This window comes from Sphingobium sp. CECT 9361 (genome assembly GCF_918741285.1).
In the GTDB taxonomy this organism is placed as follows: domain Bacteria; phylum Pseudomonadota; class Alphaproteobacteria; order Sphingomonadales; family Sphingomonadaceae; genus Sphingobium.
This window is the reverse complement of record NZ_CAKKNC010000027.1, coordinates 1-26,070: the sequence shown is the minus strand read 5'-3', so window position 1 is coordinate 26,070 and position 26,070 is coordinate 1. Positions and strand designations below refer to the sequence as shown.

16 protein-coding genes are annotated in these 26,070 nt (G+C 56.1%); 5 read left to right on the top strand and 11 right to left on the bottom strand.

Features of this window, described 5'->3' with window-relative positions; genetic code table 11:
• Window positions 1-815: 815 nt before the first annotated feature.
• The 4 genes from LQ220_RS21935 to LQ220_RS21920 form a co-directional block, all read right to left on the bottom strand.
• Entirely contained in the window at window positions 816-2,285 is a 1,470-nt protein-coding gene (locus LQ220_RS21935; protein ID WP_230190237.1) for an oligosaccharide flippase family protein, read from the bottom strand.
• Window positions 2,285-3,226 (bottom strand): glycosyltransferase family 2 protein, encoded by a 942-nt coding sequence (locus tag LQ220_RS21930; protein ID WP_230190236.1) that lies wholly within the window; start codon window positions 3,224-3,226, stop codon window positions 2,285-2,287. The genes LQ220_RS21935 and LQ220_RS21930 overlap by 1 nt, the downstream gene beginning before the upstream one ends.
• Before the next feature lie 267 nt (window positions 3,227-3,493).
• Complete coding sequence (locus LQ220_RS21925; protein ID WP_230190235.1) at window positions 3,494-4,264, bottom strand: metallophosphoesterase family protein; 771 nt, start codon at window positions 4,262-4,264, stop codon at window positions 3,494-3,496.
• A gap of 162 nt (window positions 4,265-4,426) precedes the next feature.
• Window positions 4,427-5,749 carry a TolC family protein gene (locus LQ220_RS21920; protein ID WP_230190234.1) on the bottom strand — a complete coding sequence of 441 codons (1,323 nt, stop codon included), beginning with the start codon at window positions 5,747-5,749 and terminating at the stop codon, window positions 4,427-4,429.
• Window positions 5,750-7,288: 1,539 nt separating this feature from the next.
• Here LQ220_RS21920 and LQ220_RS21915 point away from each other — a divergent pair.
• The 3 genes from LQ220_RS21915 (at window position 7,289) to LQ220_RS21905 (ending at window position 11,383) form a co-directional block, all read left to right on the top strand.
• The gene (locus LQ220_RS21915; RefSeq protein WP_230190233.1) at window positions 7,289-7,951 is read left to right on the top strand and encodes a hypothetical protein; all 663 of its coding nucleotides are present in this window, start codon (window positions 7,289-7,291) and stop codon (window positions 7,949-7,951) included.
• Window positions 7,952-8,270: 319 nt separating this feature from the next.
• Window positions 8,271-10,052, top strand: a complete 1,782-nt coding sequence (locus LQ220_RS21910) for a type I secretion system permease/ATPase (protein WP_230190232.1) — start codon at window positions 8,271-8,273, stop codon at window positions 10,050-10,052.
• Window positions 10,049-11,383, top strand: a complete 1,335-nt coding sequence (locus LQ220_RS21905; protein ID WP_230190231.1) for an HlyD family type I secretion periplasmic adaptor subunit — start codon at window positions 10,049-10,051, stop codon at window positions 11,381-11,383. The genes LQ220_RS21910 and LQ220_RS21905 overlap by 4 nt, the downstream gene beginning before the upstream one ends.
• Before the next feature lie 695 nt (window positions 11,384-12,078).
• Here LQ220_RS21905 and LQ220_RS25110 read toward each other — a convergent pair.
• Together LQ220_RS25110 and LQ220_RS21900 are read right to left on the bottom strand one after the other, a co-directional pair.
• Entirely contained in the window at window positions 12,079-12,417 is a 339-nt protein-coding gene (locus LQ220_RS25110; protein WP_354958422.1) for a M10 family metallopeptidase C-terminal domain-containing protein, read from the bottom strand.
• A gap of 692 nt (window positions 12,418-13,109) precedes the next feature.
• Window positions 13,110-16,292 (bottom strand): hypothetical protein, encoded by a 3,183-nt coding sequence (locus tag LQ220_RS21900; RefSeq protein WP_230190230.1) that lies wholly within the window; start codon window positions 16,290-16,292, stop codon window positions 13,110-13,112.
• A gap of 1,011 nt (window positions 16,293-17,303) precedes the next feature.
• On the opposite strand from LQ220_RS21900, the gene LQ220_RS21895 reads away from it, so the two are divergent.
• A complete protein-coding gene (locus tag LQ220_RS21895) occupies window positions 17,304-19,238 on the top strand; it encodes a M10 family metallopeptidase C-terminal domain-containing protein (RefSeq protein ID WP_230190229.1) in 1,935 nt (644 codons plus the stop codon).
• Window positions 19,239-19,567: 329 nt separating this feature from the next.
• Here the strand turns inward: LQ220_RS21895 and LQ220_RS21890 are convergent, their stop codons facing one another.
• From LQ220_RS21890 to LQ220_RS21870, 5 genes are all read right to left on the bottom strand, one after another.
• Entirely contained in the window at window positions 19,568-20,488 is a 921-nt protein-coding gene (locus LQ220_RS21890; RefSeq protein ID WP_230190228.1) for a HEPN domain-containing protein, read from the bottom strand.
• A gap of 187 nt (window positions 20,489-20,675) precedes the next feature.
• Window positions 20,676-21,809 carry a nitric oxide synthase oxygenase gene (locus tag LQ220_RS21885; RefSeq protein WP_230190227.1) on the bottom strand — a complete coding sequence of 378 codons (1,134 nt, stop codon included), beginning with the start codon at window positions 21,807-21,809 and terminating at the stop codon, window positions 20,676-20,678.
• A gap of 119 nt (window positions 21,810-21,928) precedes the next feature.
• Entirely contained in the window at window positions 21,929-23,458 is a 1,530-nt protein-coding gene (locus LQ220_RS21880; protein ID WP_230190226.1) for a radical SAM protein, read from the bottom strand.
• Between the two features lie 60 nt (window positions 23,459-23,518).
• On the bottom strand, window positions 23,519-24,235 hold the full coding sequence (locus LQ220_RS21875) for a hypothetical protein (protein ID WP_230190225.1): 717 nt from the start codon (window positions 24,233-24,235) through the stop codon (window positions 23,519-23,521).
• Between the two features lie 442 nt (window positions 24,236-24,677).
• Entirely contained in the window at window positions 24,678-24,926 is a 249-nt protein-coding gene (locus tag LQ220_RS21870) for a hypothetical protein (RefSeq protein ID WP_230190224.1), read from the bottom strand.
• 638 nt (window positions 24,927-25,564) lie between these two features.
• Between LQ220_RS21870 and LQ220_RS21865 the strand changes: the two genes are divergently transcribed.
• The coding region (locus tag LQ220_RS21865; protein ID WP_230190223.1) for a GDP-mannose 4,6-dehydratase at window positions 25,565-26,070 on the top strand (506 nt) is incomplete at its 3' end.

The following is a 26,070-nucleotide window of genomic DNA, read 5'->3' as shown; positions in this document are numbered from 1 at the left end:
GGGGGGATTGCAGGCGGGGCGATGTATCGACGCCATGCGGGGGGGGACCATTTGGCGCGCCGACAGGATAGGAAACGGCGCTATTGCGCCTTTGTTCCGCAAGCCTGTCGAACCCATGCCAGATCATCCTGCAGTGACATGCCCAAAGGGGTCAAGGCACACAGCTGGTCTTCCAGATGGATGGCCCTATTGGAGAAGTGGACGTGCCTGTGATGCGCCTGACGGGAGGCAGGCAGGGGCGACGGGACGTCGTTCATCGGCTGCGTCGCGCAGCGGCTCTGGCTTTTAGGGACATACCCGTCTCGTCGGCGCAGAAGGATCGTGCACCGCGAAACCCGATGCAAACCGCAGCGCCCAGACGAGGCGCGGAGCCTGGATTTGCTCATGATCAACTGAGCAACGGGTAAAAAATTCCGGATGCTAACGGTGGACGCCCTGTTCAGCCCGAACGCTTTGGCGCGTGAAGCCGGGTAATGCCTTTGGAGCAGACATATATGCCAGGCCTTCCAATGGATCGTTTCGCAAGAGCGCGGCAATCCACCGGTTGTATCGGTCCCAAGAAGCAAGGCGCCGCGTCACTGTCAGGACTAGGACGGTGACGTTCGCCGTCCCCGCTTGGCTCGCAGCACTCTGACTCTGCCAGCATTTCGCGTCAAATCACGCCGGAAACCAGGCTAAGCCTGGTCGAACAGATCAAAGCGCTTCGCGGTACGCATGCACGAGCCATCGACACGGACCGCTCGGTAGGGACCGGCCAGACGAGCAGAGTGTCTCGCTGCGCCATGGGCCCGACAGGGGCAACGACCCTGCAGCATTCAGCCAGGCTTGCGCGTTCTAAGAACCGTCGTGACCATAGTGGACAGGCGGCCTATCAGTCCGCGCCATAAACCCAGAACATCTCCCAAGATCAGGACAGCGATATAGGCAGCCAGGCCTACGCCGGCGACCGACACGATGCGGAGCAATTCGCTGGCGTCGCGCAGGAATGATGCCGTTCCAAGGCCGGCCGCGGCAAGTCCGCCGGTGGCCAGGAGGATAGGTGCCAGCCGTGTAACGACCAGCTTGAAAGAAACATCAACTGCGCGATTCATGAGCCAAAAATTATAGAGCGCAAAAGCATACATGCGCGCCATATAGGCCACAACCACGGCAATAACGCTGTACTGGGCCGCGATGGCAGTCAGCACGAGGTTGGCGACTGTCTGCCAGATCGCTTGCCTGCGGATAATATGGGTCTGTTCCTTCGCAATCATCACCGGGCTGAACAACAAGCTGATACAGCTGGCTAGGACAGTAAGGCTCAGCATGGACAATATCAGGGCGGAGCTTTCCCATTTCGCGCCCGCAAGAAAGACGATCATGTCGCGAGACACGATACTTAAACCGATGAAGAGGGGCGCGGCCATCAGGAGGATAAGCTCTATATACTGCAGATACGTCTGCCTAAGCGCCGGGCCATCGTGCCTTACGCGTGTGAAAAGGCTATATGAGACAGAGCTTAACGGCGCGATGACCAACTGAAGAGAGAAATCGTACAAGCGCCAGGCCACCCGGGTAATGCCAAGGGCAACCGTTCCCAGAAAGAAGCCGATATTCAGATCGACGATGCGTCCGTTTGCCATTTGAAGGGTGTTGCTTATGGTTACGTCGAAACCCGTGCGGAATAGCCTTCCAGCTTCGGAGCGCGCGTAGGTGAAACTCGGCACCCAGGGCCGTGCGATCCAAATGGCGCCGGTATACACAATGGTAAAGACCAGTTTCTGCGCCGCGAGCGCGTAGATCCCATAGCCGACACTTGCCAAGGCCACTGCCGCTGCGGCGCTTATAACGGTTGCAGCAACATTTCGAATAGCTATGCCGCCATACCGCATGTCCTGCCGGATGATGGCTTCGTTAACCTGACCCAAATTCTGTATCAGCGGCACCGCTGCCAGCAAGAGCAGAACCGGCCCGATCGCATAGGTGCCGGTCACAAGGGCAAAAGGCTGTGCAAGGGCTGCAATGAAGCCGAAAAGAAGGACCCCGATCATGACCAGTAACCAGAACGAGGTCGATCGGACCTGCTGATCGTCGGCCCCTTTTTGCAACAGCGCTTCGACTTGCCCAAAGCGTCCAAATACAGTGAGCAAATCCACCAGCGCGGCGGCTATCCCCATGGCGCCAAAATCAGCAGGCGTAAGCAGCCGGGCCAAGTATAAAAACACGCCCAGCGAGGCAATAAGCTGGCTGCCATTGCCAACCACCATATACAGCGAATTGCGAAAAGCCGCGCGCCCCAGTGCCACTATTTCTGTCCCGTCAGGAACGCCATTACACGGCGCCGCACCTGCGCCACGGCGCCGACGACGCTGCCCGGCTCGCGCACCATGATGACGACGGCCTTGCCCAAGGACCGGGCGTTCAAAGCCAAACGAACGTCGTAGAGGGCCGCTGCATTCATGAAGTAGCGTTTGCGACTGCGTAGCGCGCCACAGCTCGCCTTGGAAAGTCTTGTGCCATGCCGGGTCAGGATCTCGTCCGACAGCCGCGCGTGGTTGCGCAGATGGGTCCCGCCTGACCGGCTTAGCGAGCCCTTTCGACGGCGATACACATATCCTGCATAGGATGTAGCAAAACAGCGTGGCCCACGCGCAAAGGCATTGGCATAGAACAGATAGTCCTGCCCGCTTCGAAACTGGGGATCGTAGCGCAACCGATTATCTTCAATGAACGCGCGCGAAAATAGCGGCTTCATATAGCCAGGGTTGAGCGAACGCCCGAAAATGGCCGATCGTTTGAAGAATTGCTCAGCGCTAAACGGCGCATCGGCTTGCGTGAGCCAATGAAACGCGCGCCCGACCGGCTGGGTGCTGGGAAAATCGGCAATGATCTGATTATCAAAAACCAGATCGGCGCTTCGATCCTGCGCCAGCGTCACCAATGTGTTGAGCCGATGCACATCATAGACATCGTCGGCATCCAGCAACGTTATCCACTGCCCCGTCGCCTTTTCAAGGGCAGCGTTGCGGGCGCGCGAGGCGCCCCCATTCTCTTCGAGGAATACAGCTTTTATCCGGTCGTCACGCGCTGCAAATTGCAAGAGTATCTCGGACGACCGGTCTGTCGAACAATCGTCCACGACAATGCATTCCCAATCAGCAAAAGTCTGGGCGCGAACGCTTTCCAAGGCATCGGCAATAAAGTCGGCAGCATTATAGACAGGGATGATTATGGAGACCTGCACCATTTTGTCAGTTGCTCCTCATTTACAATCGATGGCGCATAGTCTGTCGAGATCACGATGTCGTTGCTTAGGTTGCCCGACCTTCACCCAAATCGGTCTAGTGAAATTTTGCCGATGAGAATAGTCACTTTCTTCGCAAGCGCAGCATCGCACGGGCAGGTGCGCCGGAGCGGTATGTTCCTATGGGCTCGCTGCGTTGCGACGACAGGGGGACAGCCTAATGACATCGTGCCCCCCTGCTGCCATGCGACAGGACATCAACGATCATGCTCAGCCCGCAGCGTGCGCCTCAAACCGAGCTACCATATCGAAGTCGCTATCGAGATCGCTCAATTGCTTGTCGGATGAGGCCGTCAGATACCGCCGCGCGGTACCTTCTAGAACGATGGCCGTCAGTCGCCCGCTTCGATAGGCTCCGGTATCGATACCTATCCGATTGGGCTGTTCGTCGACGTCCTCGCAGATGGAATGCCCATGAATCACCAAACCGGGATGCGGGCCTTCATAATCCAGAAATAAATCTCTGATCCAGTGAAGGTCCCCGCGCGATTGCTTTTCAATTGCGACATTGGGACGGATGCCAGCGTGAACGAATATATAATCTTCTATCAAGATGATATCGGCAAAATTATTGATAAACGCTATGTGCTCATCGGGAATATGGGCGCGCATCCACTCAATGATGTCAATGGGCGGCCATGAGTCCAGCGCCTCTTGCGATAGTCCGTAGCTCAGCAAGGTTTCCCGTCCGCCGATCTTGCAGAAGAAATCGGTCGCTTTGGTGTCTCCCTCTATCGACCGCAAAAGCACCTCTTCATGATTGCCGCGGATGAATCGTACCTTGTCTGTGGCTTTCGAGATCTGCAAGGCCAGTTCGACAACATGCTTTGACTGATTGCCCCGGTCTATAAGGTCACCCAAGAAAATAATCTGAAATTCGTTCGACTCACATTCCTCCAGATCCTCTGAGATCAGCCGTAACATCTGCGTGAACAAATCGTAGCGACCATGAACGTCCCCTATGGCATAGACACGGCCCATGTCTCCGACGGTTGGGGCAGCGAGAAGCTTCTCCTCAGATCGTCGCCGTCCAAACATTCTAAACATTCCAAAATACTAGCCCACGCCCCAAACTTCGTCCATGAAAATCGCGGAAATGCCGTCGCACCGAAGCGACCGGCCTACCTCATCCGTCGCATGTCTCTACACCCTTTTGCGGCCGAGGTCCCAGCTGGCCATTTCGGGGAAGTACCGAATATTCTGCAGCTGCGTGACGGTCGTGGGCCGAGCGCGGGCCGGGGACCGCGTCAATGGCATGGACGATGCTGCCAGATCGTCCAGCGTTCCCAGCACAGCCAAAATGCGATAGGCCGTCGAAATCCGCAAACAGCGGGCCTGGATCAAACGCTGCTGAGTCTGCAGCACTTCACTTTGCGCGTTCAGTATGTCGAGGAACGAGCGTTCCCCGACTGCGTTCTGCACGATAATGACTTTTCGCGCTTCGGTGGCTGCAGCGACCGCGAGACGATTTTCAGTCACCGCCTCGTCCGCGGCGCGCAGTTGTGCATACAGGGATCGAACGTCCGCGAGCAAGTCTCGCATGATGCCGGTTTGCTCCTCAATCGCCATTGCCTGATTTGCTCGCGCGGCTCTGACCTGAGCGGCTATCCGTCCACCTTGATAGAGTGGAAGCGTCAAGGTGATGCCAACGGTGGCATTCGTCCTGCCCGTACGGCTTATCCATCCCGAACCGGCAAGTTGGTTGCCAAGCTCGGCAAAGGCGGAGATGCTGGGATATCGCTGAGACCGTGCATAGCGGACAGCGGCCTCCGCTTCCTGGCGCCGAAAAACGGCAGCTTTGTAGGCAGGGGCCGTATCCAGCAGGGCAATGATATCGGCCATGTTGGGCAACCGTGGCAGACCGTCGTCGACCTGCATGTCTGCGTCGGGCTGCTTGCCCGTCAATGCCCAATATTGCGCGCTGGATAGGGTCAGTGCAGCTTCAGCAGTAACCGTAGCGGCCTGACTGGAGGCCAGTCGTGCTCTAGCCTGATCCACGTCTGTGCGGGTGAGGTCCCCAAGCCTGGCGCGGAAACGTGCCGATTCCAGGAGCTGTTCGAGGACCGTTCTTTGTTCTTTCTGAAGTTCCAGCAGGACCCGATCGCGCGCGACGTCGAGATGCGCGTCAACGGCCTGACCCAAAACCCGATTTTCGACCTCTTCAAATTGCGCAGCCGATGCCGACGCTCTTGCAAGCTGGCCAGACACCCTTGTCCGCACACGCCCGCCTGCTGTCAGGGGAAGAGAAACCCGGACCGTCGCGGTTAGCGCGCTCGCGCTGCGCGGCTGTAGGCGGTAGTCTGAATTAACGAAGTCATGCTGGGCGTCAATGCGGGTCCTAAAATCGAAGCGCCCGTCGGCCTTGGCAATATCGACTTCAATCCGGTCCGCTTCGGCCCTTGCCCGATCGCCTGCGATCGTCGGATTGTAGGTAAAGACTTCGACAAGACTTTGTGCCGGAGACATGGCATGAGCGGGCGAGGAAGCCAGAACGAGTATAGATCCAGATGTAATTCGCCCCCACATAGCTGGGGGATCATCTAAAAGCAGTATCCAAGTCAACGCGCAATCGAACCGACAAGGAATATTTGTTAACCATATTTTATGCCCGGTTTGCCGCAGTGCACGCTTTTCTTGGCACCTGCTGCTGCGGCGGCATCTCGCGTCGGGCGCTGCCCCCGATCGATTGTCCCGCGTTGAGGAAACACCGGTGCGATGAGCATGAGCGCAGCAAGCCATAACCCGGTGCCCGCGCCATCCAAAGTGCGACGGGGCAAACCAAACTCATTACCGCCCTGCATGCCTTATCCCGACGCCGTGCCTGCGGACATGCACGCATGTGCCACCATCCCGATGGGACCTTTGGTAACTGCGACCCGATTACGCTGAAAGGGCCCTGTAAAGGCTAAGCGCCACCAGAGACGCGCCCGGCCGCACTGGAAGCGGCGCCACGGGCCAAGGCCGCATCGGCCTTGACAAAATACCGAAGCAACCGCGCGCGCTTTGCCGACAAAAGCATTCATGGACGGCCAAGGGCCCATTCAGGTTTCACCACCTTGAAGCGCGGGAATTCCTGGCGCAACCGACCTGGAAATAGGCCGACGGTATCAGGGGATCGCCACAGGGCTATCTGAACGACCCCCTTCAACCTAGTTCCTATTAGCTATCGGGGTGCGCGCGTGTGCGCTGCGTGCGATATTTGACAGCATCCCGCGCCTTTTCATTGGCGCGCGCACAGGCGGCTTGATTACCCGGTGCGCAATTGGCACTGCGATATGCAGCGCTGTCCAAATCGCGTCTATTGGCCCGTTCAACCGCCGCATTGGGGTCGCGCTGATAGCGAGTGGCATTCCTATTCCGATATTCTATCGAGTCCCGAGCCTTCTCATTGGCGCGTTGACATGCCGCCCGATCTCCGGACGGACAATTTTTCGAACGATAGTCGATCGACTGACGCTCGCGATCATTGGCTCTTTGTACAGCGGAGGTTTGCGCCATCGATGCCGATGTCGTTGCGCCAAAGGCAACGGCGCAAACAGCCATTGCCAAGTGATGATACCGCATATGTTCACTCCTTTTCGAACCGTCCCACTCCAACTCAAGGGCTATAGGCCAGGTTCCCTGAACGCCGTGCGACGGCTTATTCAGTAGCGATCAATAATGGACGAGCGGGCCCAAACCCGCGTTACCCTTTAGGGCCCTGGCAACCGCACCATGCCCCGAACATTAGGGCAGTTAAGTCCAGACAGACTTTTTAAACCAATATAGGTTATACAACGCACAGGATAGAGCAGCGCAGGCTAAATACTCATCGCCATGTTCGACAAAGTTCAGCAGATAAAAACGTGGGAAGACAAGTTCGGGCAAGCACGTGCCTGCCTGGAAGATTTTGCGTCCCGTGAGCGGTCATGGTTCTCAAGTATCGGCGACCCCAGAACGTACCAAAGCGACATGCGACAAAACTTCGACAGATATGTAGCCGTCTTTCCGGAGATTCCAGGCGATTTGGCCTTGTCTCTTGGCGACGCGATCCGAAACGCGGTCGAAGGGATGCATGCGCTTGCACGCAGTCTGGTCTATGCCAACGGCCACGATCCTGCGGACAGCATATTGTTCCCCTTCGCCGCCGATCGCCAGAGCTTCTCGAGCAAGGCCCACCAGATGCTTCTGGGCAGGTTCGCGCAAGATGTTCAGGAGATGCTATGCGACATGGCGCCTTATGGGGATGGCGATCCCAAACTATTCCTTCTTCATCAACTTTCAGCCTATGGGACCGGACTGGGGCTCGCGCCATATGCGGCGGTCCCTCAGGATTGCCCTCCCAAGATCGGAGTCCTCCAGCTCAACGGGAAAAGAGTTGAGGTCCGGGAAGAGTTGTCCGACACGGGCGACAACTGTGTTGCGCCGCACAGTAGCAAAGGGTGGAACGCCCAGACGCGGACTCTTGTCATTGCCCAATGGCCCCGGCGTCGCCACATTCATGTCCAGGCGAAGATACGCGCCTGGGCGAATTATGGACCCTTCCCTTCTGCGCCTCTGCTGGCGTGCGATAAGCCGGCGCTCGCCTTTACGACGGAAATCATCGATCGCGCCTATGACGCTGCTTACGACCTATGGCAGCGTGCCCGGCTTTGTGAGCCGCAAACCCAGCGGTCTCGAAGCGGGTAACAGCCCTTCACGCATGGCACAGGGTACACATATGCCTGTTTGGAACTGCCGGCGACCACGCTTGGAGGGCTTGCCCTTGCCCGGTTGATAGCCTTGAATCGATTTGCTTCCAATTTCGGCGCTGGCGCGGCAAAAAGCCATGTTACGCAAGCCTTCACATCAGCGCTGTACACAAATACGCCGGGAAGGTGGATTTGCGGGACGGCGAATGCTAGATTGTTAACCAAGCTGGTATAGAGAGCAGCCTTAGATCCACCCAATTCCTGGCCATGCTTTCTCGCCGGGGCGGTCAGTCTGCGTGAGGATTATGGTTAAGGGCATGGCATATCTGTTACGACAAGAGTTTCGCTCCGCGCTCATTCGCGTGGGCATCTTAAGCGCAGTTCTCAATGTGCTAATGCTGGGCGGCTCTTTTTTCATGCTGCTCGTCTACGATGAGGTCATACCCAGTCGCAGCGTTCCGACATTGGTCGGTTTGCTTGTAATGATCACGGTCGTCTATATTTTTCAGGCCCTTCTGGATCTTGTCCGGTCGCGGGCCATTTTCCAGTTTGGCGCGATTATTGACCGCAGACTTGCCGACCAGGTGTTTCACCTTATCGTGCGACACGATCTGCGAAGGGCAAAAAGCGCTGACGGGATGCAGCCGGTTCGCGATCTGGATCAGATAAGAACCTTCTTTTCCGGCCTTGGCCCCTTCGCGTTGCTCGATTTACCATGGGTCGTCCTGTTTCTGGCCATTCTTTATATCTTTCATGTGCTGCTTGGCCTTCTGGCCACAGCGGGTGTCATCATCCTGGTCGTCCTGACCTACTTCACCAACAAGATGACAAAGGCCCCCTCGATACAGTCATCAGCGGCCGGTTCGGCTCGCTACGGCATAGCGACGGCCAGTCGGCGCAATGCGGAAGTCATTTACGCATTGGGGATGGAGAAACGCATAAGCGCGATCTGGAACACTTCGTCCCAACGGGCGCTCGACGCAAGCGACCAGCTTGCCAGAGTAGGCGGAAGCATGAGTTCCATCAGCAAGACATTTCGCATGCTCTTGCAATCGCTGATGCTTGCAACGGGCGCGGCGCTTGTGATTACCGATCAGGCGTCGGGAGGCATCATCATTGCCAGTTCGATTTTGAGCTCCCGCGCGCTTGCGCCGGTAGAGCAGGTCATTGCGCACTGGTCTGGGTTTGTATCCAGTCGTCAGGCGTGGAACCGTTTGCAGCTCATCATCGAAGCGATCGGTTCTGAGCGCGATGTCATGCCGCTACCGGCACCCAGCAAGTCGTTGTCCGTCGAAAATTTGACAGCTGTGCCCCCTGGCTCGAACAAAGCCGCGATCAGTGACGTGACCTTTGCGCTCAAGGCGGGCCAGGTTCTGGGCATTATCGGACCGAGCGGATCGGGAAAGACGTCGCTGGCCCGCGCCCTTACAGGCGTATGGCTACCCGCGCGCGGCAGCGTGCGACTGGACAGCTCGGCGCTCGACCAGTGGGCCGCCGAGGATATCGGACGGCACATAGGCTATGTACCTCAGGACGCGGAGCTCTTTGACGGAACGATTGCGCAAAACATTGCGCGCTTCGAAGAGAATCCTGTCGCTAGCGCGATCATTGCGGCAGCAACAGCGGCCAATGCACATGAACTTGTCGCTGCGCTTCCACAAGGATATGACACCCGGATCGGCCAGGACGGCAGCAATCTTTCCGCAGGCCAACGCCAGCGTATCGCGCTTGCCAGAGCCTTGTACGGTGATCCCTTCCTGATCGTGCTCGACGAACCCAATTCCAATCTCGACACCAATGGCGAGATTGCCCTTATCGACGCAATTCAAAAGGCGGCTGCCCGCGGAGCGATCGTGCTGGTTTCCGCGCATCGGGCCTCGGTGCTGGCAGCCACCACGCATATTCTGTTCGTCTCGGACGGGCGGCCCCAACTGTTTGGCCCCCGCGATCAAGTGCTGGAGCGGCTCAAGATTGCGCTGCCGGGACCGGAAACCCAGCCAACGCCGCCGGTAACGGAGGATCAAGCACCACCTAATGAGGCAGCGCCCTCACGATCCGTAACATCCAACACCCCAAGTCGCAAAGTCCAGTCCGTATGAGTAAATTGCAGGTCATTCCCTCAGCCTCTCTCGTCTCTGCGCCGCCCGAAGAGAAGCTTGATCGGAACCTCCGTTCGGGCATGATGTTAGCGGGTGCGCTGGTGTTTGGATTGGGCGGCCTTGCAGCGACCATCCCCATTACGGGCGCCGTGGTTGCTGGCGGAGAAGTCAGTGTTGAGAGCCAGATCAAGCGCCTGGGCCACCCCAGCGGCGGCGTTATTTCTTCCTTGTTCGTGAAGGATGGCTCTCCTGTCAAAAAGGGTCAGCTGCTTATGCAGCTGGATGCGACCGTATCTGGCGCCAATGCCGCCATATCGAGCGAAAGCGTAGAGCAGCTGCTGGCGCGCGAAGCCCGTCTTACTGCTGAAAGAGATGCGTCCTCGCAGTTGCAGTTTCCACCACAGCTGGCCGGCGCGCCGGCAACCTCGCGCGCGGGACTGCTGATGCGGGAGGAACAGCGGGTCTTCAGCTTGCGGCGCGAGGCTGTCACCAGTCAGGATCGTGAACTCACCCAGCGGGTCGCCCAGTTGAACGCGGAAACCGAGGGATATCGCGCACAGATTTCGGCGTTGCGCGAGCAGACCGTGTTCATTCAGCAGGAACTCGTAGCAGCACGAGAATTGTGGAAAAAGGGGTACACGACGCTTCAGCGCGTGAGCCAGATTGAACGATCGGCGATCGAACTTAAGGGGAATATAGCGACAGCGCAGACGCAGATTGCCCAGACCCGCGCTAAGATTGCCGAGGTGCGTCAGCAATCTGTAGCGCTTTGGCAGAATTTCAGAACTCAGGCATCGACTGATTTGAGCGATGTGCAGGCCAAGCTGGGTGAAATGCGGCAACGCAGTATCGCTGCCAGCGATACCAATCAGCGCAACGACATTCGCTCGCCTGTCGATGGTACCATCGACAAGCTGGCTTATACCACGATTGGCGGGGTGGTCCCTCCCAATGTCACGATCATGGAAGTTGTCCCCAAGGGCGATCGTCTTATTGTAACGGCGCGTGTCTCGCCGTCGGACATAGATCAAGTCACAGCGGGCCAGCCCGTTCGACTCCGGCTTTCTGCCTTCAATGCCCAAACGACGCCGGAAATCGACGGCGCAGTCGATACGGTGTCCGCCGATCGCATTTCGGACGAGCGTACCGGCATTTCATTCTATAAAGTGCTTGTGACCATCGAACCGGGGGAAAGCGCCAAACTTGGCAATCTCAAGCTCAAACCGGGCATGCCCGCGGAAGTCTTCATCCAGACAGGTTCACGGACCATGCTCAATTACATCATGAAGCCGCTGCGTGATCAGTTTGAGCGGGCGTTTCGACACGACTAATTACCGGGCAGCGTTCTCACCTGATGCCGTATGACTCGCGCAGGGGCATCTAGATGGCACCGGGCTTGCGTCCTAACTGCTTGCAGCCTGTGCTAGTGGCTGCGGCTATTCGTGCGTCGCGACTCACCTGAAGTGTAGGCGTCGGCGCTAAACCATCCAGGTGGGGCGCTGATTGGCATTCTGCCAAGCTGCAAGACGGCAAAAAATCGTCCAAAGCGACGATCGGTCTAAGCCCTGGGGGCAGTCGGGCGACGGCAGTGCTTCGCAAAAAAAACATAGTGGCATCAAGATTGCCCGTTCCGTTTTGCGGGCACCAAGCTTGAAGGGTCAGAGTTCAACCAATGCACGTTCCTGACTTCCTAAGGTCACGCAGTCAGGAGCGATCTGCAACGACGATGCTGCTGAAGGCGCAATCGGAAGAACCACTCGCTTAGCGACACCTATTTTGTTTATCGGCACGCGCGCCGGCAGACGAGGACAATCTATTGCATGACAATGATGAAACGGCGCTCGCGCTGAAGGGCGCCCTATGCCTGCACGAAATATGACCGGTCCATGCGGCAGCCCGCAAGCAGGAGTTCCCACACCCTACTTAAAGTCGTCAAGCAGCCGCTAGCCGCTGTGCGCTCCAGCCCAAGCTGGCCCGGCTTGCTTGGTAGCCAGGGAATGCCATTCCAGCTATCCACCATTCGACGTCAGATCAGAAAGCCCGCGTCGTGAAGTGCCTTGACCACAGTCAGCTGCACGCCAAAATCCGAATAGTCGGACCCGTTGTGATTTGTATCCACGTAGACGACCAGGCCACTTCCGATTGCCTTGTAGCTGACCTGAGCATCGAAGTCCCTGATGTCTAGAGCAGATAGATCCAACGTATCAACGCAGCTTTGAAAGTCAGTGACAATGTCCCGACTGGCGCCGCCCTCCTTGCTGTCGCCTGCAGCAGATGTAAATTGGTCGGAGCCGCTTCCCCCGGTTAATGAGTCCTTCCCAACACCGCCGGAGATGACGTCATCTCCACCGGCGCATACCGACAGGCGCAGTGTTGAGGACTATCTTGGCGTTTATGTGGCGTTCGCCGTCGCTGCCGCTCACACTCACACTCACAAGGGCAGATACGTTGCGAGCACCTGATACATTGCAGCCAAGTGCATCGATCTGCGACTGCGACAGAACGGTTTTGCTCCCAAACTCTGGTTGGAAGAGATCCTCATAATCGCCGTCGCCGTCGAGGTCCCATGGCTACAGCGTAACTAGAACCGTCATCTAGGCCGGTCGCTACCGCACCAACAGCAACCGCAGGGATCTCATCATATGTATCAAGTGTGTCATAGTGTCGCGGAATAACCGTTTGGACATGAAGAGGTGGATCCAAGGAAAGGGTCGCCGCCATACGCGATTCCTCTAACGTTTCCGCGTTGTTGTCTCCATGTATAGCACGGGGAGCAATCTGTTTGTATTGCGTCTCTTTCGGAACTTTCTCCAGTCCGGCGCACGCTCCCCAATCTCGCCGACGAACTGCCAGTTGCCATTCCAGTGCTGCAGCGCATCGCTATTCTCTGTCGGTCGATAGCGAGGGTCGGGGCAATAGTGCCGAACACCGCCTGGCCGTCCATACACCTGCGGCATGATCAGGGGACACTGGGTTGGCCGTTAAAGCGTACCAAATGCCCCTTCCAGTAGACATTTACGTTTCAGGTTGGTGGGGGAGTTAGTGACCAGCATAAGTCTAGGCAAAGATATAGTCACCAGCAGCAAGATTGGTGACTCCAACAAGCTGAATTGTGTCGATGACCCCATCAAATGTCTCAGCTGCATGGACAAGGTACACGTCCGAGCCTGCTTGATGCGTTAGATAGGCATTTGTGCCGTAGCCTACAAACTTGAGCAGATCCCCGCCAACTGTTCCCGCTCCGGCAAAGTCGCTGACCGTATCTCCACTCGCTTCGCCGCGCTGAAAGATAAAAATGTCGTTGCCTGCGCCCCCGGTCAACCTATCTGCGCCCCCGCGTCCATCTATAATATTGATGCCGCCATTTCCGACTATAACATTAGTAAGCGCATTGCCCGAACCATTAATCGCTTTGCTGGTAGACAGAGTGAGGTTTTCGACATTGTCGGTCAGCATGTAGCTGACCTGCGCCAACACTCGGTCTAAGCCGTCATGGGCACCCTCGATCACGACATCGCCGAGATTATCGACAATGTAGGTGTCGCTACCCGATCCCCCTTTCAATGTGTCGGTTCCCCCGCCTCCGTCGAGCCGGTCAGAGCCAGCGGACCCTACGAGCAAGTTATTTAAAGCGTTGCCAGTTCCTGAGAAAGCTTTGCTTCCCGTGTAGACAAGTGCCTCTACGTTTTCGCCAAGGATATAGCTGGTGAGTGTCGTTTGGACGGTATCATAGCCGCCGCCTGGGTTCTCTGTGACCGCATCGTTGGGCGAGATCACGAAATAGATGTCATCTCCACTATGGTCGACGCCCAATTCGCCTCCGGCAAGACCGTCGATCAGATAGTCGCCTCCACCAAGATTGGTAACGCCGAGGAGCCGGATTGTTTCTGTCGCACCGCCATAAGCTGTGCCGGCATGAATCTCGTAAAGGTCAGAATTGGCGACGTGCGTCAAATAGGCCCCTGCGCCATACCCGGTAAAATTCAATAGGTCGCCACCTGCCGTTGCAGCGCCCGTGAAGTCCGTCACGATATCGCTATCAGCTTCACCACGCTGAAAGATGAAGGTGTCATTGCTCGCCCCTCCGGTGAGCGAGTCAGCGCCGCCACGCCCATTGAGGAAATTCACACCCCCATTGCCGAGTATAATATTGGACTGGGCATTGCCGGTTCCGTTGATCGATGCGCCGGACGTCAGTGTAAGATTCTCTACATTGGCGCTCAATGTGTGACTGACCTTGGCAAGCACTCGATCTGTGCCTTGGCCGGCGATTTCGAACACGATGTCAACCGCATGATCGACAACATAGGTGTCGTTCCCGTCACCGCCTTTCATAATGTCCGCACCAGCCAAGCCATCCAGGCGATCAGACCCACGTCCTCCTGCAAGCGCGTTGCGCAGAGAATTCCCGGTTCCGTTGAAGGCCGCAACGCCAGTGTATAGAAGATCCTCGACGTTGTCCGGCAGAACATAGCCGCTCAGGTCCGTCTCAATCGTGTCATTGCCCTGCCCAATTGCTTCTACAATCGTTTCTAAGGTCGATCGCACGAGGAAGGTGTCGTCTCCACTCCCGCCGTTTAGTACATCAAGCTCTCCCCCACCGCTTAATTTGTCGTTGCCCTCGCCTCCCAAAAGGTGATCATTGCCTCGCCCGCCATATAAAAGGTCATCGCCCCCAGCACCATCAAGGAGATCGTCAAATTCGGTGCCTCCCATTGTGTCGCCGCCTGCCGTACCGGTCCACTGAATGCCGCCAGCGGTCGCCGGAATGACCTGGACCTTTATAGCCTGTTGGTCGGCGGCGTAACCGTCGCTTACTTGAACAGTTAGATCGTAGAACGCGTTATGAGTGGGGTCAGCGAGGTTAGGTAGCGCCTTAAATGCCAGAGCTCCAGTAGTGGGATCGATCGTGAAAAATGAGGCGTCACTACCGCCAGTTATTTTGAAAGCGAGCTTGGCATTGGCGTCGGCATCATCGGCAGTAACCCGCGCTACTGCGTTCACATTTTCGCGCACCTGATAGGAAGCGAGTTCGCCATTGCCAGACGTGATCTGGGGGATGCTGTTGGGGCCATATATGCGTGCCTTTACAGCACCGTCACTACCTGAGTCCCCAAGCGTGCCGCTGCTGTCCGTCCAGGTTATGGCATAGCCCCCGTGGGCAGCAGCTGTAACGGCGCTGGTTGTATATTTTGTAACCTTGGTGTCGTCGATCCAGATTTCACTGCCAATCTTGACGCCGTTCTCGCTGAAGCGCTGCGCCGTCAGGCCCGAACCATTGTTGATCTGGTTGCCACGGATGTCATAGTAATATGAGAAGCGCTGCCATGTGACAAGGACCGTTCCATCGTCAAGAACGGCGACTTCGGGCTCCTCGTTATACGTCTCGTCCGTAAGGTTCGCTATAATTGGCGTGCCGACTGCAGCACTATTGGCGTCAAATAGCTGGAGCTTGATGTCCTGGCGTCCGTGATCAAACTCAGCCCAAACGGTCACAAAACCACCGTTGCTAGTGGCCGCAGTGGCATGCCCAAGCACATCATGTTCGCCAGCGTTACGGATGATGAAACTTGACCCTACTGCCTGTCCAGCAGGATTAAATTTTTGTCCTTCTATTATCCAGCCACCATTACTGACGCGCATCGTCGATGTCACAAACCCGCCGTCTGCTAGAGCTGTAACATCTACTCCCCAGTTAAGGTCACCGACCAGATCACTTCTTGGGCCCAAAGGCGTACCGCTCGAACTAAATAGCTGGGCATGACCTCCTCCAGCCATATCGGACCAGCTAAGGACAAAGTTGCCGTTCGCAAGGCTCGCTACATGTCCGCCGTCTTGCGCATTTTCGAGCACGATGTCCGGCCCCGTTTGCCGCCCGATGGCGTCAAAAACGCGGCTGCGAAAGCTCCACGAGAAGTTCTCGTCGTCAACCGCACGAACGTCATGCCAAGTTGCCACAAATCCGCCTGCAGATAAGGGGCTGATATGTGGCTGATACTGACTGCCGATTATGGACTGATCAATCCAGAGTTCACCTCCGACTTTTTGTCCAGTTGGTGTTAGGATCTGAGCAAGAACGGAAGAAGTATCTCCCGGGGCGGACGAGGACTGGCCGCCATTTCCAAACGCTATCAGGAAGTTTCCATTGGCAAGCGTCGTTATCGTTGGCGCGCCCTGGGGGCCGGAGACTGTAGTGTTTACGAGGAACTCTTCACCCAAAACATTAACGGCTGCAGCCATGAAATCCCCCCGGATCGATTGAATTATTAAGACGGTGCTGACGGCAAGCCGGGTCGTACCATGTACTTTGCAAAGGTAAAAGGTTCAGAGGGCTAGCCAATGGGAACGCAGTTTCATTTTGGAGCAGGCACAAAAAAGTACTGAGTGTGAATAGCGTGGCACATGGGCCGCCAGAGGCTGCATTTTCACCGTGCAGGGCGAGCCCAATGGTACAATCCTGATATGCGCGGATGGCTGACGGCGCTCGACCCAGCCTTGACAAGGCTGATTGAGGCCGCCGGCATTGAAAATTTTGTCCCACTAGGTTGGGAAGCCACTCACAATTCCAGTAACAGGCAGGCCATATTCCAGACTCTTGCCGTATGCGCCGATCTGTAACACAGCGCTGTGCCGCTCATGCTCCTAGGTGCCGAAATGCTGTTCTCGATAGAAATCCTTATCACCTGAAGGCTGTCGCGCCAAAGCGCTGCACGAATGGCTAGGGAGAAATTTGCCAAATGCGGAACGCCAGGTGCAAAAGCGGTCTCACTTTCCGGCGCATACATAGCGTTACGTGCGGTCTTGCCATATTCGCGTGGCTTGCAATCTTGAATAACGCACCCATCGTTGGTCAAGCTCAAGGCGCCAACGCGAACCTTGGAATTTTGGGAGCAAGGGTAGAGCCCTTGTTCCGCCACCCTGACTGTTTTTTGGGTCAATATGTTTGCGCTGAGTTATCGGTACTATAGCCCATAGTTTGAAGTCGATACGGTCGGACGGCGGCGTTTCTAGCCAATAATGCGCGTTTTGCGTTCCGATACTCTGGCACCGCCGGGCATCTGAATATCCGCCCGCACCGCCCCCCCGCGTCACGAGGTCAGTCGCCGTTTTAGCGGGCCGACGAAAATCAATTTTATATCTAAACAATGGCTTAAGGAACGGGTGGACTTCCCCAACAGTCCGTGCAAGCACCGGACGTCGACAGCGACTCGGTGAACGGACTCTATTTCCCTAAATATTGTGGAGAATGACATGGCAGTGATTGAAGCAAGTGGAGCGGAAATTGCAGTCGATGCGGATTTGGGCGACCATGTCCGCTTACCCGACGTCACCTACCTTGCCGATGGCCGCTTTGTCGTCACTTGGGAAGACGATAGCGCAAGTATTGAAGGGGCGAGTGCCAAGCGCGCTATCAAGGCGCAGCTCTTCACAGCCGATGGGATCAAGATTGATGGCCAGCTTCAGGTAAACACGACGCTTGATGCATTGGACAGCTCCGCCAGCGTCGCCGCATTGGCGACTGGCGGCTTCGTGGTAAGCTGGACTAATATTTCTGGCAAATCTCCGGGAGACGGTAGTTCGAGCAGTGTGGGTGCCCAGATCTTCGGTGCGGACGGATCAAAGATAGGCAGAGAGTTCCTCGTAAATACGCAAACCGTTCGATCTCAGAGTGCGCCTGATGTGGCGGCACTTTCAGACGGGAGTTTTGTGGTCAGCTGGCAAGACTACAGCCGTACTTTAGGGGACAGCAAACTGGGTAGCATCAAGGCGCAGATTTTCTCGCCAGACGGCGCTAAGCTTGGAAGCGAATTTCTCGTTAATACGGCCACGCAGAACGACCAGGCGGCCCCCAAGCTTACTGCGCTGGCCGGCGGCGGCTTCGTTGCGACATGGTATGACAATAGTGGGCAAGGCGGCGACCACTTTGGTACGAGCATCAAATCGCAAATTTTCAGCGCTGGGGGCGCGAAGGTCGGAAGTGAGATCCTTGTAAACACATTCACGGACGGCAATCAGCTATTTCCTGCCATTGCCGCACTTTCAAATGGAAATTTCGTGGTGTCCTGGGATAGCAATGGGATCGCCTTCCAGTTGTTCGATCCGTTGGGTGAGAAAATCGGTACTGAGACAAGAATGGTAAATGCGGGTCATGTTGCCATGTTTACAGGTGTTGTGGATGCGGGCGGTGGCGATTTTGTCCTTACATGGAAGGAAGCCGACAGCGATCATAGCGCGGTAAAAGCCCAGCTCTTCGACGCTGCAGGGACGATGAGCGGCGCCGCTTTCAGCGTCGATTCTCATGCAAGTTCACAAGACCGACCAAGCGCGGCTGCCAGTGCCGACGGTCATCTCGTTATAGCGTGGACGGATGAGACGACGACTGCTGGCCAGGTGGAAACGTCTATCAAAGCGCAGCTATACGAAGTCATCAAGGGCATCACCTTCACCTCAGACGGCGGCGGCCAGAACGTCCTCTTGACGACTGCCGAGGACAGTCGCGCCGTGACCACGGTCCAGGCATCCGCCGAGGCGGGGGTAGTCCACTACTCTCTTGCAGGGGGAGATGATGATGCATATTTCGAGATCGACGTAGACAGCGGCTTGCTGAATTTCATTGATGCCCCCGATTTTGAAACGCCGCTCGATAAGGGCCACGACAATGTCTACAATGTCATCGTGCGCGCAGCGACGGACGGGGCATCGGGTACTCAGGCAATTTCCGTGAAAATCACCGATGTGGCTTCTAGTGGCATAGGAACGACGTACATCGGCTCAAACCAAAAGAATGACATGTTCATAGCCCCTGATGGACGGGATTGGAATATTTTCGGCCTACTGGGCGATGATATCCTGACGGGGGGGAGCGGGAATGATCGGATTGCCGGGAATGGCGGCAAGGATCTCATGACCGGCGGGGCGGGCGCGGATATGTTCGTCTTCGAGGTAGATGACAGCCGGGCTGGCGGCGGGCTTCGCGACATCGTCACCGACTTTCAGACCGGCGTTGACAAGCTCGACTTGACGGCGCTCAATATCAGTGATTTCTCGGAACAAGTGACATTCAAGACTGTCGGCAGCGGGCTGATTGTCTATGTTGACCTCAACAAAAATGGCTTCGATTATACAGACTTTGGCGTGCAGCTGACGGGCGTCACGACGCTGCAGCAGAACGATTTCATTCTTTGAAGCCACGCATCCCTCACAAATTTCCTGCGTCGCGCGCGGCGTTGTGATGCGCGCGGCAAAACCGGCTCCATGACGACTTCGCAAGAGGCGCCCGGACGCATGGACTGCGCTCAAGAAATGCTTTGATTGCTATGGCTTACTCTAAAATCCGAGTGATTCACTTTGGAAGGGGTAAGCCATCGGGGGGGCCCTTGCTTGGACTGGGGCAGTTAGCGGCACAGTTTTGCGATGCGCGACACCGGGGTTTACTCCATCAATGTCCCAGCGGCATGCCGTTTGGCATTCGCTGGCTGCCGCCGCGCCAATTGCATGCTTCTAGCGCGCACATTTCAAGGTACGCCCGCCGTTCGTTTGAGTTCAGCAAGCCGCTCTGAGCATATTTCATGAACGGCGCTGCCCAGATCATCGACGCGCTCGGCAAGCCACGTCAGTTCCTCGACCGTAATCGTGTAATGCTTGGAATAGCGTGCCTTCACATAGGCGTCGCGAAGCTTGGTGAATAGCGCACGCGCCTTTCTGTCATCACGCGGCCAGACATCGACCAGACGGAGATCCAGCTTGTCGGCCAGCGCCCGGAGGAAGGCGATATTGTGACGATGTGGGGTGTAAAAGGTGAGCGTGAGCAGGAGACAATGATATAGCCGCTCGCACGCTTGGTGAAGGTCAAAGACAGCCTTTCTATTTTTGCCCCTTGCCATTGCGTCCTTGTATCCATCAAAGAAGTCCGAAGCGCTGGGAAACCACTCCTCAAAATACTCCTGCGCCATTTCCAGCGCGTCGGTTGGTTCCTTGGGCTTGGGCTGGTGCAGTTCGGTATCGCTGGACTGGTACAGCGCAATGCCGTCGCGGGCGATGTCCATGAAGAAGAACCGGCCCTGCGCCAGCGCATCGTTCACATCCTTCAACGAGTGGACGATGAAATTGGCAGGCGTGCGTAGCACCTTGGTCACTTGCGTCTCGCGGATCAGCCGCTCCTCGGCATTGTGCCACAGATCGAGGTCGGTGAGGTCCTGCTGGTTGACGATGACGAGCAGGTCATAGTCCGAGACATAGCCCTTCGCGGTATGCGGCTCATTCACCCAGTCATTGCGCGCATGCGAGCCGAACAGGATAATCTTGAGAATGCGCCCGGCCTTGCGCTTCCCCTCAGCCAGCACGGTGGCATCGCCAAATTCCTCGAACAGGAACTGAACGACGCGCGCCAGCTCGCGCTGCTTGGCCTGGGGCAGATGGGAAAGGTCTGTTTTCATCGGACCTGCCCTTTCTATGAAACGCTTGCCATCCCGGTCAAGATGAAGGGCCCTGTGGCGATGTCAGAACATCTTAGTCATAGTGCGGACCTGCACACTCCGCGACATAGTCTGCATAAGATCGAGCGCAGCTAGAGGGGCATCCGCACGCAATTTTTATGACGCAAAGTCCGAGCAACGACACTGATCAGCTTTTGCTTCTGACCCAGCTCCTGAACCGTCGGCGTACACGCTGAAACCGGCGTTGGAAGCGATTGAGGTCTTCGGTTGCATAGCTGACGCCGAGCATGGCCCCGTCAGATGCACTTGACCGATAGAAATTGGGAACGTCATGATAGTCCTGCATAGGCTGGTGAAACACCGGGCATGTGGCGGACGCTTCGGGCGGCACGATCCAGCTCCAATTCGCTGACGGCATTCTCCCTGCCGCTTTTTCACGATGAATGAACTGGATAAAGTGATCGCTTTCCTGATGATGGTCGGTAATCGTTACATTGTCGCGCGCAAATGAGCATAATACCGCATGGTTTAGCTCCGTCGATACGCGGTCTTTGTAGAGCGGATCGGCACGATTTACCGCGAGCGCATCGGCTGCACGGTCCATTAAATTGTAGCGTGGCAGATCCAGGAGATTCCTTGAGGCAATCTCTGTTCCCATATAGTAGCCATTGAAGGGCGCGCAGGGATAGTCGATGCCCCCGATCGTCAGGATCATGTCACAAACGACGGGGACGGCGTACCATTTCAGCTTGAGATCAGCCAAGCCCGCAATCGACGGATGCGTTATATCGACCTCGCGTACACTTCCGTCCGGCAGCTCGTAAAGGTTGCGTCTGCCTTCCTTATCCCGGATGATGAGCGGCAGGATGTCGAAATCAGAGCGCGAAACGGGGGGCACCCAGCCCATCTGCATAGCCGTTCGGGTAAGTTCCACATTCGCGGGATCGCCCTGCAAACCACCCTGCCCGTCGGAATAGCCCGCATAACGAACAAGCTGAGCGCTTTCGATCCAGGGCGGAGTATCGTCCCCTTCTACCGGCGCAAATATGCTTATCTGGGAGCGGATCCTGCCGTTTGCGTCGGCCGAGCGTAAATGTTGCAACAGCTGAACGGCAATGTCATCGGCATTTCGGATCGACCTGCAATCAAAGACCTCCAAGGCTTTCCAGTGAAGGCGGCCTATGCAATTTGCATGATTCCGCCACGCTATGCGGGCGCCAAATGCGAGCTCGTCGGGCGTGTGGCGATAGAAACCATGACGACTAAGGTCCCTGCGTACGTCTCGAAGTCGCGTTACCAATGCCTCGTCAGGAAGCGCCATCTCCTCATGGAAGCGTTTGATGAATGCAACCGCTTCTTCGCGACGCTGGTGAGGACTCGGTCGCCGCAATCGCCGCCGCAACGGGTCAGAACTTAGACGCCCGCTTCCAAAAGCGCGCATTACATCAGGCCGTCAAAGGCTCGCGCCGACGAGCGCATCTGCCTCTTGTTGATGGCATAGACAGCACGCAGCACCCGCGCTTTCGCTTTGCGATAACTGACGCTACCGGTGTCGCTCTCTGAATATTCTGCCCGGGCACGCTTCTTGTCGAGGTAGATAACCTTGCGAGCCAGTTGATCCGTGTCGCCATTAACTTCGTCGTAAATCGGAGTGCCTTCCAATATCGAGAAATCGTTATAACGCACGCGATCCATATAAGCGAAATTCTGCTCCAGAAAGTCGGCGGTGAGTTCCAGATCCCTGGCCGTTTCCCCCGGATAACCACGAAACATAGTTGCGCGAACACTCAAGCCGACCTGATGGGCATTGCGAATGAATTCCGCGTTGCCCTCTACGGTGCTGCCTTTCTGCATGCGATCGAGAAGGGCCTGGCTTCCCGTTTCCAAACCAAAGCTGACGCGACGCATGCCCGACGTGACCGCAGCCTTGAGCTCCCGATACGACAGTCCATTGTCGGCGCGCTGGTCGACATGCACCGTTCCTATCCACTCTGCACCGCGCACCTGCGACTGCATGTTCTCGACAATGCCTCGAAAAAGGTTTGGATTGGAATTAAGCTTGAGATCGAGAAACAAAAAATTGGTGCACTGGTGACGTCGTGCCTGTTCGCGCACCTCGTCCATCACTGAACCGACACTTCGAGACCGGAAGCTCCGGCCGCTGGCTGAAACAATGTCACTGCAGAAAGTGCATTTGCTCCATTGGCATCCTCTACTTGCCATCAGCGGCACTATATGTACGCGATACCGGTCCCAGGGGAAATCCGTAAAGTCGGGTACAGGACTGGCATCCAGTTCGCGTAACGGTGGCGCAGCTTTCGAACGGGTGCCATCCGGCAACATGACGCCATCGAACTGGAGAAGGTTTCGATGCTCTGTGAGACAGTGGACAATATCGGGGAGATTCAGGTCAACCTCGCCCCCAACAATGGCGGCAAGCCCGGGAATGGACCGCCAGGCTTCTGACGTTCCCTCAAGATTGAACATCGGTCCGCCCAGCAGCATGGGCACGCCTTGCGCTTCGGCAAGCCGGCCGATCTCCTTGACAGTACGATAGTGCTGCAAATAAGCCGAGAGCAGAATGGCCGCAGGCTTGTCTGCAAGCGCCTTATTGGTTTCATGCAGAACCCGGCGGTGGGGCCGCTCGTTTCGCCATCGACGCAATTCGCGCGCCGCGTTTCGCGCAATCCTTATACCAGGAAAGGTGGACAGATGAATCCGACGCGCAATATGGTCGGTGAAACGTTCGGCACGTTCGCGTTCGGCAGCGGGTACGTCATGGGCGAGCGGCGATATGAGCTTCACGTCATGGCCGGCGTTTCGCAAAGACGCGACGAGAATACCGATTGCCAAGGTTGGAAATGTCGAGAAGTTATTCAGGTCAACGATCAGGATTTTTTCGCGGCGGGCGTTTAAGGGCGTCATACCGCCGGGCATTGCAACAGCGGAAACTTGGTGCGCGTCTCGCATCAGGGCATTTCCTTCTTCGTAGCTGATGCAGCGAATGTCCGCCTCCGCCCTGCATTCATATCATAGTCGCTTTGTTCGTAAAATAGTCATTGCCTTCCAAAGGCTTTTGGCCAGCTCGCTCAGGGGCATCTGACCGATAATACCCCAAAGACAACCGATAAAGCACTTGCGCCCAAGGGCTACGAGACCGCCTCTGACCCGACTAGCGTGGCGCGCAATTGCAAAAAGCGCTCCGGAGAAATAAACTATTCGGTCCCGTTGGTCGAAGGCGCGATGGCCAATCACAACACTGTCAAGAAAGACCGAGCAACGCGCCTGCTGGAAAGCCCGCAGTGCATAATCGGTATCCTCTCCACTTTTTGCCGGGGTTCCCAAACCCAGATTTTCGTCGAAAAAACCTACGGATCGCACAAGCGAGCCCCGCAGAAATATTGTATTGGATGTACCGTTCGACAATAAGGGCTGTACTCTCAGGGGCACCGGCTCTTGAGAATTTGCCCACTTAGGGGATGGACCGGAGCAGCAAACCCATAGATCGAGCAATGGGGTTTGTTCAAAACGGTGTACGATGTTCAGGAGGGTCTGGTCGGGATACCAGGCATCGTCATCGGGGAAACATACCACTGCATTTTCAAGACATCCCGAGACGAAGATCTTGTCCAAAAGCAGGTTACGCGCGTGGGACAGGCTGATGAATTCCCCAATATAATGTACATGGCAATCTGACGAGGAAAGGACCGGATCGTCATCGCGATCTTCACCGGTTGCGCCCTGCATAAGAACATGGTGCGAAACCTTCGTGCCGGTGCTGTCTGCACTAAATTGTCGTACCGATGTGCAAAGGCGCTTAAGTTCCGATGGCCGCGCCCCGCGACGGCTCGTTGTTATCAGGACGAGAGATGTAACATCACGCACTGTCATGCGTCAGGTCGGCGGGAGAAGCTGACCTCTAATGTGTGCACCTTTCGGTCGGTCACGATTATCGCGGTCAGTCCCTAATAGATTACCCTCGCCACATGATAGCTATTGCGTTCGATAGACCAAGTTTTTTGACGAGGTTCGAAATATATCCAGTCAGCGCGCATAGGCGCAGACTCAAAACACGACACTTAATTGCAACTGTCGCGCGTTCCGGATAATTTTGCGGGAGAAACCGTACCCCACAAAGTGCCAGGTTTTCCCAGACACAAGCAATGAGGAATAACTCAATAAATAGATTTTACCTCCAGCGGGTCAGCTTAAGATTAATCTTACCCATCGTCGGCGCGCGTCCCGAGAAAAAATCGACAAAATACACCGAAAGAAGAAAAAGCGATAAAGGGATTGCCAGAATAGCGGTCACCAGAATGGTCATTGCTGTCAATAGGTATTGAATCATTGCCTCGGCATAGGACTCGCGCTCAGCAATAACAGCCTTTTGATCGTTGAGATTGCGTACATCCATATATTTCGGAGGGAGAGTAGCCATGCCAGTAAGCCTATCGTGCGAGAAGCCAAAATAACGTAGATTTTGCCTTATGGTTCCGTTTGGCGATGCTGAGTCATTACAGAGCCCCCTTTCCTGCCGGGTCGGCCAATGGCAGTTCGCCAACGCCGGAGAGGTGCAGCGCGCGACCAATCACACGGCGCCGTCTATTTGGTTGCACTGCGTCAAGGAAAATCGACTTCACGAGACCCTACGCCGGACGTCACAGCTATCGTGGATGTCGACATATTTCGGCGCACTTTGGGCGATCAATAAACCTTGTTTGCCGACTTGGAAATGGTGGGCTTCGCTGGTCTCGACCGGGTCAGGATATGTTAGCGAACAAGAAAATCCTTGGAAGCTGGGCAACAATATTGGGTATATCATACTATAATTGAGTGAGAAGTGCCCCTAGGCCTATGTCAGCGGATGAGAGGAGGAGGTTCGGGATCGATCTCGAACTTTGTCGGAAGCACTTTGTGGTTCCTCCAAGAAATTTACGGCGACGTACGAGCGCTCCCGAAACTGAGCTGCCCCCCTCAAAGGCGTGGTCAACGATCGAAAAATTTGCGCGGTGCAGCAAAAATGGCTTGCCTGTAGCCGCAGCTAAGGAATAGTTGCCCAAACGATGGGGTGACGACATGAATGATCGCAAGGTTGCGTTGATAACGGGTGTGACCGGACAGGACGGCGCCTATCTGGCCGATCTGCTTCTATCGAAAAATTACGAGGTCCACGGCATCAAGCGGCGCTCCTCGTCGTTCAACACAGGACGAATAGAAAATCTGTATCAAGATCCGCACACCAAGGGCGCGCGTTTCCATTTGCATTATGGCGACCTGACGGACTCAACCAACCTTATCCGGATAATCCAGGACACGCGCCCCACCGAAATCTATAATCTCGCCGCCCAAAGCCATGTTGCTGTAAGCTTTGAAACGCCCGAATACACCGCAAATGCCGACGGTATCGGGACGCTGAGGTTGCTCGAAGCCATTCGTATCTTGCGCATGGAGAAAGAGACACGGTTTTATCAGGCATCGACTTCGGAACTCTATGGCCTTGTGCAGGAAGTACCGCAGAGCGAGACAACCCCGTTCTACCCGCGGTCACCCTATGGTGCCGCAAAGCTATATGCCTACTGGAT

Excerpts from the sequence above, each read along its gene's own strand:
- LQ220_RS21930 (WP_230190236.1), bottom strand. The coding sequence starts at position 3,226 with ATGGTGCAGGTCTCCATAATCATCCCTGTCTATAATGCTGCCGACTTT.
- LQ220_RS21925 (WP_230190235.1), bottom strand. The coding sequence starts at position 4,264 with ATGGGCCGTGTCTATGCCATAGGGGACGTTCATGGTCGCTACGATTTG.
- LQ220_RS21920 (WP_230190234.1), bottom strand. The coding sequence starts at position 5,749 with ATGTCTCCGGCACAAAGTCTTGTCGAAGTCTTTACCTACAATCCGACG.
- LQ220_RS21910 (WP_230190232.1), top strand. The coding sequence starts at position 8,271 with ATGGCATATCTGTTACGACAAGAGTTTCGCTCCGCGCTCATTCGCGTG.
- LQ220_RS21905 (WP_230190231.1), top strand. The coding sequence starts at position 10,049 with ATGAGTAAATTGCAGGTCATTCCCTCAGCCTCTCTCGTCTCTGCGCCG.
- LQ220_RS21900 (WP_230190230.1), bottom strand. The coding sequence starts at position 16,292 with ATGGCTGCAGCCGTTAATGTTTTGGGTGAAGAGTTCCTCGTAAACACT.
- LQ220_RS21895 (WP_230190229.1), top strand. The coding sequence starts at position 17,304 with ATGGCAGTGATTGAAGCAAGTGGAGCGGAAATTGCAGTCGATGCGGAT.
- LQ220_RS21890 (WP_230190228.1), bottom strand. The coding sequence starts at position 20,488 with ATGAAAACAGACCTTTCCCATCTGCCCCAGGCCAAGCAGCGCGAGCTG.
- LQ220_RS21885 (WP_230190227.1), bottom strand. The coding sequence starts at position 21,809 with ATGGCGCTTCCTGACGAGGCATTGGTAACGCGACTTCGAGACGTACGC.
- LQ220_RS21880 (WP_230190226.1), bottom strand. The coding sequence starts at position 23,458 with ATGCGAGACGCGCACCAAGTTTCCGCTGTTGCAATGCCCGGCGGTATG.
- LQ220_RS21875 (WP_230190225.1), bottom strand. The coding sequence starts at position 24,235 with ATGCAGGGCGCAACCGGTGAAGATCGCGATGACGATCCGGTCCTTTCC.
- LQ220_RS21870 (WP_230190224.1), bottom strand. The coding sequence starts at position 24,926 with ATGGCTACTCTCCCTCCGAAATATATGGATGTACGCAATCTCAACGAT.